We start from the raw sequence: 18160 nt of genomic DNA, 5'->3' as shown, positions 1-18160 counted from the left end.
CTAAGAAAAATTTCCTACCTCTCCGATCACTGGATATCTCCTTGATGCAGCTAAGGGATTCGTTTCAACGACTTAGCCGAGGGGCGATTTCCGGAGCGAAGGCCCGATTGACTCAGTTGGGCAATCGGAACAAATAATGAACATATCAGCTTAGAGAACCGCTGAAAACCCTGAAGGAGCAACAATTCTGCCGTGGCCAACCATGCCCTCAACCCCGTGCTGGCAGAGCTTCGCGAGCGCATTGAGCAGCTTGAAGGCGGCTCGCGTCGCGCAAGTCAGTTCCTGCCTTTCGGCGTCGCCGAGGTTGATCGGGCACTGCCGGGGGGAGGGCTCGCTTTCGGCGCGCTGCATGAGGTCGCCGGCGGCGGGGGAGGGACGGTTGATGGGGCCGCGGCGGCGTTGTTCGTTGCCGGCATCGCGGCGCGATCGCGCGGCAAGGTTCTCTGGTGCATGACGCGCCCTGATCTGTTTTTCCCCGCGGTCGCCCAGGCAGGCCTCCATCCGGATCGCGTCGTGTTTTGCGAAAGCGACCGCGAAGAAGAGGCGCTGTCCGCCATGGAGGAGGGGCTTTCCTTCGGCGGGCTTGCTGCCGTGGTTGGCGAGCTTGTTCGTCTCCCGATGACCGCATCGCGTCGCCTGCAACTCGCCGCCGAGAAGACCGGAGCCATGGGCATCGTGCTGCGGCGATGGCGACGTCAGAATGAGGCTTCGGACTATGGGCAGCCGACGGCCTCGACGACACGGTGGCGCATCAGCACCTTGCCGTCGGAAAAACTACCTGTTGCCGGCGTCGGGAGGGCGCGCTGGCTCGCAGAACTGATGCGCGTGAAAGCCGGCGAATGTGCCGAATTTGAAATTGGAGCCCCCGATGCCCAGGGTCGTATCTGTCTACTTCCCACAGCTCTCGACGGAGCGGATCAGACGGCACGCTGGCGAAGCCTTGCCGGCTGACAAGCCACTGGTCGTCATTGCCCGCCGCGGATCGAAGCGATGGATCTCCGCCGCCGATCCCGTCGCATTGAAGCTTGGCCTGCGCATCGGAATGGCTGCCAGCAAGGCGCAGGCCATGGTCGCCGATCTCCTCATGGTCGACGCAGCCCCGGCCGAGGATGCAGCAGCACTCGAACGGTTGGCGCTCTGGGCGCTCCGGCAATATAGCCCCGTCGTCGCTGTCGATGGCGCCGACGGCCTTGTCATCGATACGGAAGGGGCGGATCACCTGCGCGGTGGCGAAGCACTTCTCGTCTCCGGCCTCGTCAATATGCTCCGCGGCCGCGGGCTGACGGCGCGGGCCGCTGTCGCCGACACCTGGGGCGCCGCGCATGCGCTCGCGCGGCTGCTTTCGGCCGAAACAACCGTCGTGCCGACGGGCGATGTGCCAAAGGCGGTCATCGATCTGCCGATTGTCGCTCTACGGCTGCCGGCAGAGACAATCCAGGGCCTGCGTGTTCTTGGCATCGATACGGTTGGTCAGCTATCGGCCATGCCGCGCGCGCCGCTAACCTTGCGGTTCGGGCCAGAGCCTGCGCGCCGATTGGACCAGATGTTCGGCCGCGTCGCCGAACCGATCGAACCGATCCGCACGCCGGAGCTTGTCGAAGTTGCCAAGAATTTCGCCGAGCCAATCGGTGCGCCGGAGACCATCGCCAAATATGTGCGACGTCTTGTCGCCCAGCTGTCGGCTCGCCTGGCGGAAGACGGCCTCGGCGCGCGCCGCTGCGACCTCTTTATCCATCGCGTCGACAACACCAGGCAGCATCTCCGCGCCGGTCTTGCCAAGCCTGTCCGCGATCCGGCGCGCCTTTCGAAGCTGCTCTGCGACCGCATCGAGACGATCGATCCCGGCTTTGGCATCGAGAAGCTCGTGCTTGTAGCTGTCTTCGCCGAGCCGCTGGAGGAGCGGCAGGTTGCCTCGTCGCTGATTGAAGAGGAGGTCGCGGACATTACACCGCTGGTCGACATTCTCGGCAATCGCGGCCACCGGCTGTTTCGCGTCGCGCCCGTCGCCTCCGACGTGCCGGAGCGCTCGGTCCGGCGCATCGCTCCGACCGCTCCTGATATCGGCGAGGCCTGGGCGGTGAAATGGCCGCGGCCGACGCGGCTTTTCGCAAACCCCGAACGCATCGAGGTCATCGCACTTCTGCCGGACCAGCCGCCGGCGGTCTTCACTTGGCGGGGCAAGCGGCGGAAGGTCGTACGCGCCGACGGGCCGGAGCGGATTTTTGGTGAGTGGTGGCGCAGACCACGCGAGTTCCAGGCGGTGAGGGACTATTTCGTGGTCGAGGATGAGCTTGGTGAGCGCTACTGGGTTTATCGTGCCGGCGACGGCATCGATGCGGAAACCGGCTCCCACTTTTGGTTTGTGCATGGGGTGTTCGGATGACGCGCTATGCCGAACTGCAAGTAACGACGCATTTCTCGTTTCTGCGCGGGGCATCCAGCGCTGACGAGCTGTTCGCGACGGCCGCTGCGCTTGGCATCGACGCGCTCGGCGTCGTCGACCGCAACAGCCTCGCCGGCATTGTGCGCGCCTGGGAGGCTGCCAAGACCACCGGCGTCCGACTGGTCGTCGGTTGCCGCCTGGACCTCACCGACGGCATGTCGCTCCTCGTCTATCCCATGGACCGGACAGCCTATTCCCGGCTGACCCGGTTGCTGTCCCTCGGCAAGAGCCGCGGCGGCAAAGGCAATTGCTTGATTGATTTCGCAGATGTCGCCGACCATGCCGCCGGCATGATCGGCGTGCTCGTGCCGGACGAAGCCGACGATACCTGCGGCGTGCAGCTTCGCAAGATGGCCGACCTGTTCGGCGATCGCGCTTATGTGAGCCTCTGCCTGCGTCGCCGGCCGAACGACAAGCTGCGCTTGCATGGCATCGCTACGATGGCGGCACGCCAAAGGGTCAGAACCGTCGTCACCAACGATGTCTTGTTCCACGAACCTGGCCGTCGGCAGTTGCAGGATGTCGTAACTTGCATCCGCACCCGCACGACCATCGACGATGTGGGGTTTGACCGTGAACGTCATGCCGATCGCTTTCTGAAAGCGCCAGAGGAGATGCACCGGCTTTTTGCCGAATACCCGGAAGCACTGGCGCGCGGACGCGAGATTGTCGATCGCTGCAAGTTCGACTTGAAGGAGCTGCAATACCAATACCCGGAAGAGGCGATCGTCCCCGGCCTCGATCCGCAACAGTCGCTTGTCAAGTTCACCTGGGAGGGAGCCGCCAATCGCTATCCCGAGGGTGTGCCCGACAAGGTCCGGAAATCCTTGCGCGACGAGCTGGAACTCATCCGGGTCATGAACTATGCGCCCTATTTCCTGACCGTGTTCTCCATCGTCCGTTTCGCCCGTTCGAAGGGTATTCTTTGCCAGGGCAGGGGCTCGGCCGCCAACTCCGCCGTCTGCTATTGCCTGGGCGTCACCTCGATTGACCCCGAAACCAACGATCTCCTCTTCGAACGCTTCATCAGCCAGGAGCGAGATGAGCCACCGGACATCGACGTGGATTTTGAACACGAGAGGAGGGAGGAGGTCATCCAGTGGATCTACAACACCTACGGCCGCAGCAAGGCGGCGCTCTGTTCCACGGTGACGCGGTATAGGGCGAAGGGCGCTTTGCGCGACGTCGGCAAGGCCCTCGGTCTGCCCGAAGACATGATCGGCCAGCTGTCGTCCGGCGTCTGGGGCTGGTCGGAAGGGGTATCCGAACGCCAGATCCGGGAAAACAACCTCAACGCTGCCGACTACCGCTTGAAGCTGACGCTCGCACTGGCGCAGCAGCTGATGGGCGCACCGCGCCATCTCGGCCAGCATCCAGGTGGCTTCGTCCTGACCCATGACCGACTCGACGATCTCGTGCCGATCGAGCCTGCCCGAATGGATGATCGCCAGGTCATCGAATGGGACAAGGACGATATAGAGGCGCTGAAATTCATGAAGGTGGACGTGTTGGCCTTGGGCATGCTGACCTGCATGGCCAAGGCCTTCGCCCTGATGACCGAGCACAAGGGTGACGCCCGCGACTTCGCCTCCATCCCGGCCGAGGATCCGCGCACCTATGCCATGATCCGCAAGGCCGATACGCTTGGCACTTTCCAGATTGAAAGCCGGGCGCAGATGTCCATGTTACCGCGCCTGAAACCCCGCACATTTTACGACCTGGTCGTGCAGGTGGCTATTGTCAGGCCCGGACCGATCCAGGGCGACATGGTGCATCCCTATCTCCGCCGGCGCGAAGGCAAGGAGCCGGTCGTCTATCCGACACCCGAACTGGAGGCGGTGCTCTCGAAAACCCTCGGTGTCCCTTTGTTCCAAGAGTCGGCCATGAAAGTCGCCATGGTCTGCGCCGGGTTTACCGGCGGGGAGGCGGACCAGTTGCGGAAATCCATGGCGACGTTCAAGTTCTCCGGCGGCGTCTCGAAGTTCAAGGACAAGCTGATCGCCGGCATGGTCAAGAACGGATATTCGGCCGAGTTCGCCGAGCAGACGTTTTCGCAATTGGAAGGGTTCGGCAGCTACGGCTTTCCCGAAAGCCACGCCGCCAGCTTTGCCCTCATTGCCTATGCGTCGAGCTGGGTCAAATGCCATCACCCGGACGCCTTTTGCGCGGCCTTGCTAAACTCGCAGCCGATGGGATTTTACGCGCCGGCCCAGATCGTGAGGGATGCCGCCCAGCACGGTGTCGAGATCAGGCCGGTTTGCGTCAACGCCTCGCGCTGGGACTGCACGCTCGAGCAAGTCGATGGGAGCCGTCATTGCGCGGTCCGCCTCGGCTTGCGCATGGTGAAGGGGCTCTCGACGGTGGATGCCGCCCGCATCGTCGCGGCGCGCGCCGAAGACCCCTTCGCCTCCGCCGACGATCTCTGGCGGCGGTCCGGCGTGCCGACGGCCGCGCTGGTGAAACTGGCCGAGGCCGATGCGTTCCTACCGTCACTGCAGCTCCAACGCCGTGATGCGCTATGGGCGATCAAGGCGCTGCGCGACGAGCCGCTTGAGCTTTGGGCCGCGACCGCCGAGCGGGAGGCGCGCCAAGTCTCGGAAGTGCAGGAGCCCTCGGTCGCCTTGCCCTCGATGAGGGCAGGGCACGAGGTCGTCGAAGATTACGCCCACACCGGCCTCACCCTCCGCCAGCACCCGATCGCCTTCCTCCGCAAAGACCTTCGCCAGAAGGGGATAGTGACATGCGCCGAAGCGATGGCCGAGCGCGACGGCCGCTGGCTGATGACCGGCGGCCTGGTGCTGGTGCGCCAGCGGCCGGGCTCAGCCAAGGGCGTGATGTTTCTCACCCTCGAAGATGAGACCGGGATCGTCAACGCGGTGGTCTGGCCGACACTGTTCGAGCGCCAGCGCCGCGTTCTTCTCTCCTCATCGATGATGGCGATCAACGGCAAGATCCAACGGGAAGGGGACGTCGTTCATCTCGTCGCGCAGCGGCTGTTTGACCTGTCGGACGATCTCGGCCGGCTGGGCGAGCGGGACGAACGATTTCCCTTGCCGCATGGCCGGGGCGACGAATTCGCGCGCGGCAATGGCGCACCGGATTCGCGCGAGCGGCCGAAGGCGGCGGCGCCCGCGCGCGACATCTATGTTCCCGACCTCTTAATCGATCGATTGAAGGTCAAGAGCCGGAATTTTCATTAGTTGCCACCTCGAGCCGACCATGGCGGATCGAATCGAGCGCAGTTGTAGCGGATGCCGAGGAGCCTTGTAGATCTTACCTACTAGGCAGCGACGTCTCCAATCAAAGACCCAGCAGGAATATTCCATTCCTTGCTGAGCTTTCGAATCTGTTCGAGATTGATTTCGCGTTTGCCGTTCAGAAGATCAGCAGCCCGCGCTTTAGAGCCGATAACGGCTACCAGATCCGCACGCGTGTAGTTGTTAGCAGCCATCACCGACTTGACCACCTCCACCGGACTCGCAGCCGGGATCGGGTAGTTTTTGCCTTCGTACTGTTCGATCAGAAGAACGAGCGCGTCAAAATGAGCCGCTTCTTCAGTGCCTTCCTCAGGTTCGTTCTCGAAATACGGCCGAACTTCCTTTAGTGCGGCATTGTACTCGTCTTCGCTCTGAAGGGTTCGGAAAGTTTTCAAATTCAACATATCGACCTCCTCACATCAGAGTTTTGCTACGTCAATCGCGTCATACTGAGCATGCGTACCGACAAACAGAACGAAAATCCGTTTCGTCCGAAATGCGACCAAACCCACAATGCGATATTTGTTGCCACCCACGTCGAAAATCACTTTGTTGCCCGCGACGATGTCGGCCGAGTTGAACGTTTTCTTCAGCTCACTGAAATTGCTCCAGCTTGCCTTTGATGCGGTTGCATACCATTCCGTCATCGCCGCTTCAGCCGTCTCTCTTGGCGCTCCTTTCGGCAGGTCGCTCCAGAATTTGACCAACGCGGACTTGGCGATAACGTTCACGTAGGCTCCTATATATCGCGTTCCCAATCTGGAAACAAGCTCCAAATTCCCAATTTGGAAACTTGCTTTGGATGGTTGTTGACCAGCTCGTCGACGACAGCATCGAACATCGCGTTGCCGCGCTGCTTACGCGGCCTGGCGTGCGTGGTTAAGCCTTAACGCCCAAGCACCGATCGCCTGATTGTTATCGACTCGCGTCGCTCTAAGGCGAGAGGAGCCGGGCACGATTGTCGGCGTCACATCGAAGGTCACAGGAATCGAGTAGATATCCGCCGCATGACGGTTTTGGAACTCTGCCTCAGCTCTTTCGACGAAGGTCGGTCCGATGTCCCTCAAAACTGACAATAGGAGGAGGACGATGGCCGTGCCAGAGATTGCCAATGAGGTGCCGAAGGGGGTTACGGCAGAGCTGGCGGCGGAAGCGAACGGATAGATTGTCGAAGGGACGAACAGAGCCACGACGAAAAGGACCACTTCCCACCAGAGGCGGGGCGCACGCGGCTTGCTCTTTGACGCTCCAGACATTTCCATCACCCATTGTCGTTGTCGATTCACCTCGTCCTTTATGGCGCAATCATCGCGTGATCAACATTCGTATAACCTTTTATGGTAATGTTATATCATATCGCATAAGATACCTTATGGAACTAACCCATTGATTTATTGCTCCAATTAATGGCCTTTCGGCAACACACACCGATCTGCGACCACGCCCTATGTCGATCCAAGCGTCTCCGCCGCAACGCTCGTCGAACTCGATCGCCACGCGAAATGAAAAGGTAGCGTCCGCGCACGTGGTGTAATTTCGGAGGCGCATTGAGGTGGAAACGGCGGTGGAGAATGAGCTGCCGAATTCGTTGAGCGCAAGGTGGGCACCGGGCCTGTCGGAGAAGGTGGAGTTGCAAAGCTTCAACCAGCCGAAAGGAACCCCGATGACCGACGACAGATTAGCTCTTTCCGAGCTTGCCGCGAAGAGTGGCGATAGCGATTTTCTGCGCACGATTGCCGAAAGCGTGCTGCAACTGATCATGGAAGCCGATGTTGATGGCCTGATCGGCGCTGGGCGCTATGAACGTGGCGACAGCCGCCAGACATGGCGCAACGGCTACCGCGACCGCTCGCTCGACACCCGGCTCGGCACGCTGAACCTGAAGATACCGAAGATGCGACAGGGAGCCTACTTTCCCGGCTTTCTGGAGCCGAGGAAGATGGTGGAGAAGGCGCTGGTGGCCGTGATCCAGGAGGCGTGGATCAACGGCGTCTCGACGCGCAAGGTCGATGAGCTGGTGCAGGCCATGGGCATGACCGGCATCTCCAAATCCTCCGTCTCCAAGCTGTGCAAGGATATCGACGAGCGGGTGAACGCCTTCCTCAAGCGCCCCCTTTCCGGTGACTGGCCATACCTCTGGCTCGACGCCACCTATCTGAAGGTGCGTGAGGGCGGTCGCATCGTGTCGGTGGCGGCGATAATCGCGGTGGCGGTCAACACGGACGGGAAGAGGGAGATTGTCGGCCTGCACATCGGCCCCTCCGAAGCCGAGCCGTTCTGGACGAGCTTCCTGCGTGATCTGGTCCGCCGAGGCCTCACCGGCGTCAAGCTGGTCATCTCCGATGCCCATGAAGGGCTGAAAGCGGCCATTACCCGTATCCTCAGCGCGACATGGCAGCGCTGCCGTGTTCATGCGACACGCAATGCGCTGGCCTACGTTCCCAAGGGCCAGCACACCATGGTCGCCGCCGCGATCCGTCAGGCTTTCATCCAGCCCGACCATGACAATGCCGTGCAGACCTGGCGGCATGTCGCCGACCAGCTCCGCGCCAGATGGCCCAAGCTCGGTACCTTCATGGACAATGCCGAAGCCGACGTGCTGGCCTACATGGCCTTCCCCGCCCAGCACCGCACGAAATTACATTCAACGAATCCACTCGAACGCCTCAACAAGGAGGTCAAGCGCCGTGCCGATGTCGTCGGCATCTTCCCCAACGAGGACAGCATCGTTCGCCTCATCGGCGCGGTTCTGCTCGAAGCCAACGACGAATGGCAGCTCCTGAGCCGATACATGCAGGTCGAGGCAATGGCCGAGCTAAACCCACCAACAATCGAAGAGGAAACTACACTTCAGATTACACCCAGAGCCGCCTGATCATGACGGCCCGGTCCTACACCCGAAATTACACCAACTTGACGGACGCTATCAATGAAAATGCTCAAACGCAGCGGGATGCCCTCCGCAGAAGACGGATTTCTGCGTGCTGAATCTATGAATCTCAACGGAGGCGTCGCCTTAACCGGCTGGTGCGGATCGAGGCAATAGTCTATCGGCATGACTGACGATGCGTCCGCCCGATACAAACGCCACCGCTTTCCAGCCGAGATCATCGCGCATGCGGTATGGCTCTATTACCGGTTCCCGCTGAGCCTGCGCGATATCGAAGACCTGCTTGCCGAGCGCGGCATTGCCGTCTCGTTTCAGACCGTCTCAGAATGGACGACTAAGTTTGGCCTGAAATTCGCCCACCAACTCAAGCGGCGGTCGATCGGCAACTTCGCAGACAAATGGCATCTCGATGAGATGGTCGTATCGATCAAGGGCAAGAAATACAGGCTGTGGCGCGCCGTCGATGCCAACGGCTACGTTCTCGATGCTCTGCTGCAAAGCCGCAGAAACAAGGGAGCCGCTCTTCGGCTGATGCGCAAATTGTTGAAGAGCCAAGGTGTTGCGCCGCGCGTGATGGTGACAGACAAGCTGCGTTCTTATTACGCCGCAAAGCGAGAGATCATGCTGGGGATCGAACACCGTTCGCACAAAGGGCTCAACAACCTCGCAGAAAATTCTCACCTTCCCGTTCGACGACGAGAGCGACGCATGATGCGGTTCAAGTCGGCAGGTCAATGCCAACGTTTCTCAACCCACGGCCAAATTGCCAATCTTTTCCAACTTCATCGAAAACACCTGAATGCCGCTGATCATCGCCAACTCCGCGCCCTCACCAGCGCCACCTGGCGTGAGATCGCGTTGCCGATCCAAGCCTGAAATTCAGGACAAAGAAATGATTGCGTCCTACGTCAGGTTAAGGCGACGCCACCGCCGCGAGGTGAGCGCAACGAAGAGCCCACGGCTTCCGTGATTGACTGAATAGGCTTCCGGCTGTCGGTCAGAACTTTTGCTTTGCCCGCTTCGGCATAAAATAGGCTCGGATCTTGACGAGCGCTTCGGCGACGGCAACGGCATCCTGACGGGTCGCGTTCCGTTTTGCCTCGCCGAGCTTGCGGATGGGCGCGACGATATCCCCAGTGACGGCATGACCTCCAAGGACGGGCTGCCAAAGCTTGGGCGCGTACCTTGTTCCCAATAGAAAGCAGAGGTCCCAAGCGAAGGGATCAAAGGTTTGATCATCGATCTTGGTGAACCTGGGCCGATGATCTTTCGGCGTTTCGGCGAGGCTTGCCGATATCCGGTTGTATTCCGCAACGATGGTCTGGACGGCTCGATGCTCGGTTGTTTCCATTGGCAGGTTCAGGGCATCCGGGCCAGTCAGCTCCGGGATCCACTGACGCGGGTCGATAAACCTCGGGCCGATGATGAGAGCCGTGAGATAGCCGTCGAGGCCGCTCATCGACCAGATCGGCGAGACTGGACGGCGTGCCCTGATAAACGCCTCGAACGCCTCGTCATCGAGCTTCGGTCGTGCCGTAGCCCCTTGGCTGTTCTGTGTCATGCCGCCCGTCGCTCCTGATCTGCAATGCTCTCGCGGTTGGCCTTCCAGGTCCATGGAAAGAGCGTATCCATCTGGTTCGCGGTCACCTTGCCGGAGATGATGCGCTCGAGCACGTCGGCAAGCCAAGCTTCGGGGTCTACACTATTGAGCTTTGCCGTGTTGACGAGCGATGCGAGGACCGCGAACGTCTTGCCACCGCGTTCGCTGCCCACGAACAACGAGTTCTTCCTCGTCAGAGCCACCGATTTCATCGAACGCTCGACCACATTGGAGTCCACTTCGATCCGGCCATCCTCCAGGAAGGCTGCCAGTCCGTTCCAGTGGTTGAGCGTGTAGGTGACGGCCTTGCCAAGCGCCGATTTCGACGACACCTCGTCGCTCAGTTCGGTGAGCTGGGCCTTCAGTTCGCTCATGATGGGCGCTGCCTCGCGACGCCGCACCGTGAGCCGGGTATCGGCATTTTCGCCGCGCAGTTTCGCTTCGATCCGATAGAGCTCGGCAATCCTGGCAAGGATCGACAGGGCCTCAGCAGACCCGGTCATCTTGACGATTTCGACGAACTTGCGTCGGGCATGGGCAAGGCAGAAGGCCAGCCGCATGGGAGCGACATTGCTCCTCCCCCGGCGCTTGGCCAAGGTTTTATAGGCTTGGTACCCATCGACCTGGAGCACGCCGGCAAACGACGACAATTGCCCCTCGACCTCGCGCGCGCTGCGGCTTTCGGCAAAAGTATAGGCCACCGCCGGCGGCGCCGGACCATTCCATGGCCGATCGTCGACCGCCTGCGCCCAAAGTTGGCAGACCTTGGTTCGCTTACGCCCCGGATCAAGCCGCGGGAGCGGCGTCTCATCACAGAACACCCTTGGCTGGGAGCGGATGAAGGCAAGCAGCGCGTCATAGAGAAGCTCAAGCCACCAGGCGACCCGCGTCACCCAGGCCCCGAGCGTGCCGCGATCGATGATCACGCCGCAGGAGGCAAGCATCTGCGCCTGGCGATGAAGCGGCAAATGCCAGGCGAACTTCGAAACGGCGACATGGGCGGCAAACGCCGTGGTCACCATGCCGCCGTCCATCACACGCGCCGGCGCTGGCGCTTGCACAATGGCACTCTCGCAGGCCCGGCATGCGTAGCGCGGCCGGATCGTCCGCTTCACCCGGACAACCGCCGGCACGATGTCGAGCGCCTCACTGACGTCCGTGCCGATGCAATGCAGCTCGAACGAGCAGCACGGGCAAATCTTGCTCTCCGGCTCGATGAGCTCTTCATACCGTGGGAGATGCCTGGGTAACCGGCCGATGTTGCGCGCCGGCGATCGCCGCTCCTGCTTTCGGCCGTCAGCCACGGGTGCAACATCGTCATTGGCCGCCGCGGGAATGTCGCTGAGATCGCCAAGCTCAAGCGTCGCCTGCTTCGGGTCGATCGCCGTCATCTTCTCCGATTTCGGCCCAAAGAGCTGCCGCTCCAGGAAGGCAACGCGCGCCTTGAGGTCGGCATTCTCTGCATCGAGCGAGAGAATGATTCGGCTCAATTGCGCGGCATCCTGAGGTAAAGGGTCGGGTCGAAGCGGCATGGCAGACCCTAGCACATGACCCTGAATCTTCAAGCAAATCCAATAGGATCAGCCTGCTTTCGTTGGCCGCTTTACGGTGTTTCGCCTGACCCGCGTCCAGTCGATACCGGCCAGCAAAAGGGAGAACTCCTGGCTACTCATCTGCATCGCGCCATCACGGATCGGTGGCCAAACGAACGTGCCAGCCTCCAGCCATTTCGTCGCCAGGATCATGCCTGATCCGTCCCAATAAATGCAGCGCAGGCGATCGAGACGCTTGGCGCGGAACACGAACACGTCACCACAGTAGGGATCAGCTGCAAGCGCTGACGCCACCAGCGCAACAAGCCCATTCATGCCGCGCCGGAAGTCGACCGGCTGCGTCGCCACCATGATCTTCACTCCACCAGGCGAAAGTCCAATCACCGGCGTGCTCGCAACGTTGCCACGATCGCCTGCGCCAATTCGGGCGCCACCGAGCCGATCACGGTCATACGCGCGCCAGCAATCTCGATCTCAATACGCCCCGCGGCGTCATGGGCGACATCCGACGGCGAGTTCTCGCAAGACGTTCTATCGCCAACCACCGTCACCGGCACGAACATGGCCTGCTGTGCGCCGGCTTGCGCGGATCGTCGAGAGGTCAGCCCGGCTTCGCGCCGCCAGACGTTCAGCAGACCGCGATTGACGCCCCAGCGCCGGGCGATCGCCGAGATGTTCACGTCAGGTTCTGCACTTTCGGCAAGGATCCGCGCCTTCTCCTCGTCGGTCCAATTCCGCCGCTGGCGTCGACCCGTGATCACCTCGATCCGACGATACTTTCCCTCATGCCTGGCTTCATGCATGCCTTCATCCATGGCTTCAAGCATGGCATCAGCGCGATCTTCGACCATCCCGTTCCGCTCCTATCGGTGAAGGAGCTGTTCTCGCGGCCGCGATCGCAAAAGGAAAGGTGGGGTGTTCGTCGCGCTCACGGTACTCCCGCGGCGCCTCCGGATCTTATCATACAGGACGAATTGCACCTTATCTCCGGACCGCTTGGAAGCCTGGCCGGTCTTTATGAAACCGCAGTTGACGAGCTTTGCCGTACGTCCGACGGGCGTCGCGCAAAGGTTATTGGTTCAACCGCAACGATCCGACGCGCGTCCCAACAGATACGCGCGCTTTTCGACAGAACCTCCTTCCAGTTTCCGCCACCCGGTCTGGACTACAGTGACTCGGGTTTTGCCGTCGAGGACAGGACGCTTCCCGGACGCCGGTATGTCGGCATCAGTACTGTCGGCCGGTCTGCCAAATTCACCCAGCAAGCCGCCTCAGCTACTCTCCTGCAGGCTGCAACGGATCCGGCAATCCAGGATCATGTCCGTGACGGTTACTGGACACTGATCAACTACTTTAACTCGTTGCGCGAGCTCGGCGGTGCGCTCGTTCTGATGCGTGATGACGTCACGAGAAGCATTGGCGACTATGCTGCACGCCGCGTTGGCGAGAGCGAGCGCCTTACCGACAACCAGATCGAGCTCACCAGCCGGGTCCGCTCAAACGACATCCCGCGATATCTCAAAAATCTGGAACGTGGCTGGCAGGATGAAGAGCATGTCGACATCGTGCTCGCAAGCAACATGATCTCCGTTGGAATGGACGTTTCACGGCTGGGGCTTATGCTCGTCAACGGACAGCCAAAGACAATCGCCGAATACATCCAGGCCACGAGCCGCGTGGGCCGAGATCGGCGCTGGCCGGGGCTCGTAGTCACTCTCTTCAACGCGGCAAAGTCCCGAGACCGAAGCCGCTACGAGACATTCGCAAGCTGGCATAACAGTCTCTACAGAGAGGTTGAGGCGACAAGCGTTACCCCCTTCGCCCCACGCGCCAGAGACAGGGCCTTACACGCTCCCTTTGTTGCACTGGTTCGCCATCTGGTGGCCGGCATGGCAGATCCCGGCGCGATTGACGATCACCAGAGAGAAGCGGAAGCCTTGCTGGACCGCATCGTCGAACGCGTCCGCAGAATAGACCCCGGTGAAGCAGACGCATCAAGAGAGCAGCTGGATGAGTTCCTGAATGACTGGTTCGATTTCCAGGGGCTCAATTCATACTGGGACGACCACAATCCCGCTCTTCTGACCTCCGCCGAAACGGCTGCTGCCCGGGGAAACAAAAGCCGTTACCGGTACCAGAGGCCCACACCCAACAGCCTTCGCTCCGTTGAGGCATCGACTCCATTTGTTCTGGTCGAACAGGCCCGCAGTAGAGAGGACAGACAATGAAACCGATCGGGAACATCAGACGGAGCCAGGTCCTTTCCGGCAACGGACCGGGTGCGATTATCGACTTTCGCGGCGACGGAGGTGCGCCACTTTCTGTCGTCGCTGCGGGGCTCGAGGCATGGGATCAGTTTTCAGCCCGGCAAGGGCTATTGAACGACCAGCGCATCTCTCACGAACCACTTCAGGCTCGACTGGGCGTTCGAGGATTTCGCCTTCCTCCTGTGGGCCAGGAGCGGGTGAACAATGTAAATCGTGAGCGGCTATTACCTGCCTACCGGTTTCCTGACTGGCATGTGTGCCCTAAATGCGAGCTTCTGCAACGTAGTCACTCGTGGGGAAAGGAAACCGATCGGCCCGAACTTTTCTGCTCCGCCTGCAGTACGGGTCGCGGGCGACGAGCCAGAAAAGCATTTGTTGTCCCTGTCAGATTTGTGGTCACCTGTTTGGATGGACATCTCCAGGACTTTCCGTGGGCATCCTGGCCCCGCCATGCCGAAGGGTGCCGCAAGAGACCGCTAAAGCTCAAGGGCGCCGGGTCCGGCCTCAAGGGATTGCGGGTTCACTGCACCGAATGCGCGGCAGAAAGAGATCTCGATGGAGCTTTGAGCCCCGGCACGCTCAAATCCATGAAGATCCGCTGCGATGGTCTTCAACCTTGGCTCAAGGGCGAGGGTTGTGAATGTGCAAACGAGCCGGTGGCGATTCAGCGCGGCGCGTCCAATGCCTATTTTCCGGTTATTGCGTCAGCACTGGATGTGCCCCCCTTCGGTGGTTCGTTCCGCGACGACCTTGAGCGGTTTTGGGACGACCTGAAGGAGCTTGACGATCCGGAACAGCTGCCCCGCTATGTCCGTCAAAAAATCCATCCTGAATGGCCGGATCGATCAATAACCGCGGATCAGCTCACCGCGAAGATAAAGATCTTGCTGACAATACTGTCGAGCGATTCAGCCGATCTCCGCCTGAACGAGCACATGATGCTTTGCTCCGGGCCTCGACGGGACGAGGAATTTCCCGAGTTCAAGATCAATCCTCAGCGGGTCCCCGCCTCACTCGAGACCTACTTTTCCAACCTTGTATCGGTCGACAGGCTTCGTGAGGTTCGTGCACTGCGCGGTTTCACGCGTCTGAGCCCGGCAGAGGCCGAGGATCGGAATGCAAAAATCGCTCCCTTGTCTCGCGAAAAGCTGAACTGGCTCCCGGCGATCGAGGTTCGTGGAGAAGGTATCTTTCTGAACTTCGCTCCGGACAGCGTGAGCGAGTGGGAAAATAATGAGGAAGTCAAAACTCGCGCGGCGGCAGCTCATGCGGCCGCCAAACGCGCCTGGGAAGAGCATAATGGCTCGGACCGTCCCTTTCCGATGGAAATCTCACCGAGATTTCTTCTTGTTCATACAACAGCGCATGCGCTGGCCGAGCGTCTGTCGCTCGACAGCGGATATTCGACTGCCTCGATACGCGAGCGGCTTTACGTTTCACCGGGGCCAGGCGGGATGTGCGGCTTCCTGCTCTACACCTCGGCCCCTGACGCAGACGGGACGCTGGGCGGCCTTTCGCGCAAGGGGCGGGCGGACGAGCTGGAGCCGATCCTTGTCGCAGCGCTTCGCGACATGGAATGGTGCTCCTCCGACCCTCTCTGCAGCACCGGCATCCTGTCCCTGTCGGAGGGGTCCGGATCTGCCGCATGTCACTGCTGCGCCTTCGTACCGGAAACTTCGTGCGAGCATTTCAACCGGCATCTCGATCGGGGGCTACTTGTAGGTACGCCCCTCGATCCCTCACTCGGCTTCTTCCGCACACTTGTCAACGGCGGAGTAAAAACCGGCCACGGGGCGGAGCAAAAGTCGGCCACTGTGGCGCCGGCCTGAGACGGCCGGGAGGGCGTAGCCCGAGCGGGGGTCTCAGGCCGGCGCGGCGATTTTTTGAGAGTAGTTTTAGCCGGCCTTTCGGGCTCGACTTTGAGCGAGGCGATAGCTGTCGCCGTTCATCTCGAGGATGTTGACGTGGTGGGTAACGCGATCGAGCAGAGCGCCGGTCAATCGTTCGGACCCCAGGGTTTCCGTCCATTCGTCAAATGGAAGATTGCTGGTGATCAGGGTGGCCCCGCGCTCGTAGCGTTGCGAGATCAGCTCGAACAGCAATTCCGCGCCGGTCTTTGACAGCGGCACAAAGCCCAGCTCGTCGATGATGAGCAGCTTGTAGCCGGCCATCTGTTTCTGGAACCGAAGAAGACGCCGTTCGTCGCGGGCCTCCATCATCTCGCTGACCAGGGCGGCCGCTGTCGTGAACCCGACGGACAGGCCTTTCTGGCACGCGGCCAGGCCGAGACCGAGCGCGACATGCGTCTTACCCGTGCCGCTCGGGCCCAGCGCAATGACGTTCTCCCGGCGCTCGATCCATTCACAGCGGGCCAGTTCCAGCACCTGCATCTTGTTCAGCTTGGGGATGGCTGTGAAGTCGAAGCTGTCGAGGCTTTTGACGATCGGGAATTTAGCCGCCTTGATCCGACGTTCGACCTTGCGGCGGTCCCGTTCGATCATCTCCCGTTCGGCAAGCCGGAACAGGTATCCGACATGATCGACGCCTTCGGTGGCGCATAACCGGGCCAGCTTCTGGTGCTCGCGCTGGAAGGTCGGCAGCTTCAGGGTCTTGAGATAGTGGGCGAGCAGGATGTCGGGTGCTTCGGTGCTCATGCCGCCTCTCCCGCATCAGACGACAGGAGGCGCATATACGCTTTCGCTGAGGTCTTCTCGACCGTCGCCCGCGGCAGGTAGGGATAGATCGACAGATCCAACCGCGGTGGCCGGCGCTCGACCCGGCACAGGATCAGATGCTTGACCGCATCGAAGCCGATCGCACCGAGCTGTATCGCCTGCTTCACGGCCGCATGCAGGTCCGCAAGGTCGAAGCTCTCCAGCAGGCGCAGAACCTGCACGTATTCCCGTCGGCCATGCTTTGCCATGCGGCCTTCCATCAGGCGGCGCAGCGTCGCGAACTCGTCCGGCAGGTTCCAGCCCTGGAGTGGAGCCGCCTGATCCAGCGCATTGATCTTCTGCTCGATCAGCGGCAGATAATGAACGGGATCGAAGACGACGTCTTCCCGTTCCCAGCATCGCGGATGACGGGCAATGATCTCGCCGCGGCAGCCGATCACCACCTCATTGACATAGCCCCGGACCCAGACGTCCTGATGGCCATAGGCGACCGGTACGGAATAGTCGTTGGTCTTGTAGCGCACCAGCGACTGGGCTGTCACCCTGGCGCTGGCCTGGTCGCAGGCATCGAAGGGAGACGCCGGTAACGGACGCATGGCCGCCAGATCACGCTGTAGCCGCTCCCCGATTGTCTCACTCTCACCGCGCAGCTTGTCGCGCTGGCGTTTGCGGCACTGCTCTTCCAGAAAGGCGTTGAACGCATCCCATGTCGCAAACTGCGGGATCGGCACCATAAAATTACGTCGGGCATAACCGACGAGTCCCTCGACATTCCCTTTATCGTTGCCCTTTCCCGGACGGCCATAGCGATCCCGGATCAGGTAGTGGGACAGGAAGCCGCTGAACAACGCCGCCCGCTTGCGTGTGCCGTCGGGCAGGATCTTGGCCACCAGGCAACGGTCATTGTCATAGACGATCGACTGCGGCACGGCCCCGAAGAAGGCGAATGCATGGATGTGGCCGTCGACCCAGGCCTCGGCCACCGCCGCAGGATAGGCCCGCACGTAGCAGCCGTCGCTATGCGGCAGATCCAGCACGAAGAAACGCGCCTTTTGCTCGACGCCGCCGATCACCACCGTCGCCTCGCCAAAGTCGGCCTGCGCATGGCCGGGCGGATGCGACAACGGCACGAACACCTCCTGCCGACGCTGATCCCGCTCGCGTATGTAGTCCTTGATGATCGTGTAGCCGCCGGTGAAACCGCACTCATCACGCAGGCGGTCGAACACACGCTTGGCAGTATGGCGTTGCTTTAGCGGCATCACAATGTCAGCTTCCAGCCACTGCTCGATCGTTGACACAAACGCATCCAGCTTCGGCCGTCGGATTGGTGTTCGTCGCTGATAGCCGGGCGGTGTCGAATAGGCCACCATCTTGGCAACGCTGTCACGCGATATGTTGAAATGCTTTGCTGCCTGACGCTGCGTCATCCCTTCGGAAACAGCCAGGCGAACCCTCAAATAAAGTTCCACGGT

15 protein-coding genes are annotated in these 18160 nt (G+C 60.9%); 7 read left to right on the top strand and 8 right to left on the bottom strand.

Going from position 1 to position 18160, the window contains the following annotated elements; genetic code table 11:
- Positions 1 to 192 precede the first annotated feature (192 nt).
- The 3 genes from K8M09_RS22560 to K8M09_RS22550 are packed head-to-tail and all read left to right on the top strand — an operon-like array spanning position 193 to position 5643.
- Positions 193 to 951: an ImuA family protein gene (locus K8M09_RS22560; RefSeq protein ID WP_160788151.1), complete on the top strand. Its 759-nt coding sequence runs from the start codon at positions 193 to 195 to the stop codon at positions 949 to 951.
- Positions 869 to 2383 carry a Y-family DNA polymerase gene (locus K8M09_RS22555; RefSeq protein ID WP_206366725.1) on the top strand — a complete coding sequence of 505 codons (1515 nt, stop codon included), beginning with the start codon at positions 869 to 871 and terminating at the stop codon, positions 2381 to 2383. The genes K8M09_RS22560 and K8M09_RS22555 overlap by 83 nt, the downstream gene beginning before the upstream one ends.
- Complete coding sequence (locus tag K8M09_RS22550; RefSeq protein WP_160788153.1) at positions 2380 to 5643, top strand: error-prone DNA polymerase; 3264 nt, start codon at positions 2380 to 2382, stop codon at positions 5641 to 5643. Before K8M09_RS22555 ends, K8M09_RS22550 begins: the two co-directional genes overlap by 4 nt.
- A gap of 80 nt (positions 5644 to 5723) precedes the next feature.
- Here the strand turns inward: K8M09_RS22550 and K8M09_RS22545 are convergent, their stop codons facing one another.
- Both K8M09_RS22545 and K8M09_RS22540 read right to left on the bottom strand, forming a co-directional pair.
- Positions 5724 to 6104, bottom strand: a complete 381-nt coding sequence (locus K8M09_RS22545; RefSeq protein ID WP_160788154.1) for a helix-turn-helix domain-containing protein — start codon at positions 6102 to 6104, stop codon at positions 5724 to 5726.
- 15 nt (positions 6105 to 6119) lie between these two features.
- Entirely contained in the window at positions 6120 to 6431 is a 312-nt protein-coding gene (locus tag K8M09_RS22540) for a type II toxin-antitoxin system HigB family toxin (RefSeq protein WP_052821451.1), read from the bottom strand.
- 932 nt (positions 6432 to 7363) lie between these two features.
- Here K8M09_RS22540 and K8M09_RS22535 point away from each other — a divergent pair.
- Both K8M09_RS22535 and K8M09_RS22530 read left to right on the top strand, forming a co-directional pair.
- Positions 7364 to 8575, top strand: a complete 1212-nt coding sequence (locus K8M09_RS22535; protein ID WP_160788268.1) for an IS256 family transposase — start codon at positions 7364 to 7366, stop codon at positions 8573 to 8575.
- Between the two features lie 180 nt (positions 8576 to 8755).
- Positions 8756 to 9466 (top strand): IS6-like element ISRsp9 family transposase, encoded by a 711-nt coding sequence (locus K8M09_RS22530; RefSeq protein ID WP_160788279.1) that lies wholly within the window; start codon positions 8756 to 8758, stop codon positions 9464 to 9466.
- A gap of 121 nt (positions 9467 to 9587) precedes the next feature.
- On the opposite strand, the gene K8M09_RS22525 is transcribed toward K8M09_RS22530, so the two are convergent.
- Genes K8M09_RS22525 through tnpA form a run of 4 tightly spaced genes read right to left on the bottom strand, consistent with a single transcriptional unit; the run spans position 9588 to position 12594 of the window.
- Complete coding sequence (locus K8M09_RS22525; RefSeq protein ID WP_064334525.1) at positions 9588 to 10151, bottom strand: YecA/YgfB family protein; 564 nt, start codon at positions 10149 to 10151, stop codon at positions 9588 to 9590.
- Positions 10148 to 11722 carry an IS66 family transposase gene (gene tnpC, locus K8M09_RS22520; RefSeq protein WP_160788236.1) on the bottom strand — a complete coding sequence of 525 codons (1575 nt, stop codon included), beginning with the start codon at positions 11720 to 11722 and terminating at the stop codon, positions 10148 to 10150. Before tnpC ends, K8M09_RS22525 begins: the two co-directional genes overlap by 4 nt.
- A 48-nt stretch (positions 11723 to 11770) precedes the next feature.
- A complete protein-coding gene (gene tnpB / locus K8M09_RS22515) occupies positions 11771 to 12127 on the bottom strand; it encodes an IS66 family insertion sequence element accessory protein TnpB (RefSeq protein ID WP_160788235.1) in 357 nt (118 codons plus the stop codon).
- Positions 12124 to 12594, bottom strand: coding sequence for an IS66-like element accessory protein TnpA (gene tnpA, locus K8M09_RS22510; RefSeq protein ID WP_160788234.1), 471 nt, complete (start codon positions 12592 to 12594; stop codon positions 12124 to 12126). The genes tnpB and tnpA overlap by 4 nt, the downstream gene beginning before the upstream one ends.
- 123 nt (positions 12595 to 12717) lie before the next feature.
- Between tnpA and K8M09_RS22505 the strand changes: the two genes are divergently transcribed.
- Together K8M09_RS22505 and drmB are read left to right on the top strand one after the other, a co-directional pair.
- Complete coding sequence (locus K8M09_RS22505; RefSeq protein ID WP_229342511.1) at positions 12718 to 13971, top strand: helicase-related protein; 1254 nt, start codon at positions 12718 to 12720, stop codon at positions 13969 to 13971.
- Positions 13968 to 15839, top strand: coding sequence for a DUF1998 domain-containing protein (drmB, locus tag K8M09_RS22500; RefSeq protein ID WP_229342509.1), 1872 nt, complete (start codon positions 13968 to 13970; stop codon positions 15837 to 15839). Before K8M09_RS22505 ends, drmB begins: the two co-directional genes overlap by 4 nt.
- 66 nt (positions 15840 to 15905) lie before the next feature.
- Here drmB and istB read toward each other — a convergent pair whose 3' ends face one another.
- Both istB and istA read right to left on the bottom strand, forming a co-directional pair.
- Positions 15906 to 16664 (bottom strand): IS21-like element helper ATPase IstB, encoded by a 759-nt coding sequence (gene istB / locus K8M09_RS22495; RefSeq protein ID WP_229341919.1) that lies wholly within the window; start codon positions 16662 to 16664, stop codon positions 15906 to 15908.
- Complete coding sequence (gene istA, locus K8M09_RS22490; protein ID WP_456154557.1) at positions 16661 to 18157, bottom strand: IS21 family transposase; 1497 nt, start codon at positions 18155 to 18157, stop codon at positions 16661 to 16663. Before istA ends, istB begins: the two co-directional genes overlap by 4 nt.
- Positions 18158 to 18160: the final 3 nt, after the last annotated feature.

This window comes from Shinella zoogloeoides (genome assembly GCF_020883495.1).
Classification (GTDB): Bacteria; Pseudomonadota; Alphaproteobacteria; order Rhizobiales; family Rhizobiaceae; genus Shinella; species Shinella zoogloeoides.
This window is presented reverse-complemented; position numbering and strand designations above follow the sequence as displayed.

Bases quoted from the DNA above. Each gene is read 5' to 3' on its own strand.
- K8M09_RS22555 (WP_206366725.1), top strand. From the start codon at position 869: ATGCCCAGGGTCGTATCTGTCTACTTCCCACAGCTCTCGACGGAGCGG.
- K8M09_RS22550 (WP_160788153.1), top strand. From the start codon at position 2,380: ATGACGCGCTATGCCGAACTGCAAGTAACGACGCATTTCTCGTTTCTG.
- K8M09_RS22545 (WP_160788154.1), bottom strand. From the start codon at position 6,104: ATGTTGAATTTGAAAACTTTCCGAACCCTTCAGAGCGAAGACGAGTAC.
- K8M09_RS22535 (WP_160788268.1), top strand. From the start codon at position 7,364: ATGACCGACGACAGATTAGCTCTTTCCGAGCTTGCCGCGAAGAGTGGC.
- K8M09_RS22530 (WP_160788279.1), top strand. From the start codon at position 8,756: ATGACTGACGATGCGTCCGCCCGATACAAACGCCACCGCTTTCCAGCC.
- K8M09_RS22525 (WP_064334525.1), bottom strand. From the start codon at position 10,151: ATGACACAGAACAGCCAAGGGGCTACGGCACGACCGAAGCTCGATGAC.
- tnpC (WP_160788236.1), bottom strand. From the start codon at position 11,722: ATGCCGCTTCGACCCGACCCTTTACCTCAGGATGCCGCGCAATTGAGC.
- tnpA (WP_160788234.1), bottom strand. From the start codon at position 12,594: ATGGTCGAAGATCGCGCTGATGCCATGCTTGAAGCCATGGATGAAGGC.
- drmB (WP_229342509.1), top strand. From the start codon at position 13,968: ATGAAACCGATCGGGAACATCAGACGGAGCCAGGTCCTTTCCGGCAAC.
- istB (WP_229341919.1), bottom strand. From the start codon at position 16,664: ATGAGCACCGAAGCACCCGACATCCTGCTCGCCCACTATCTCAAGACC.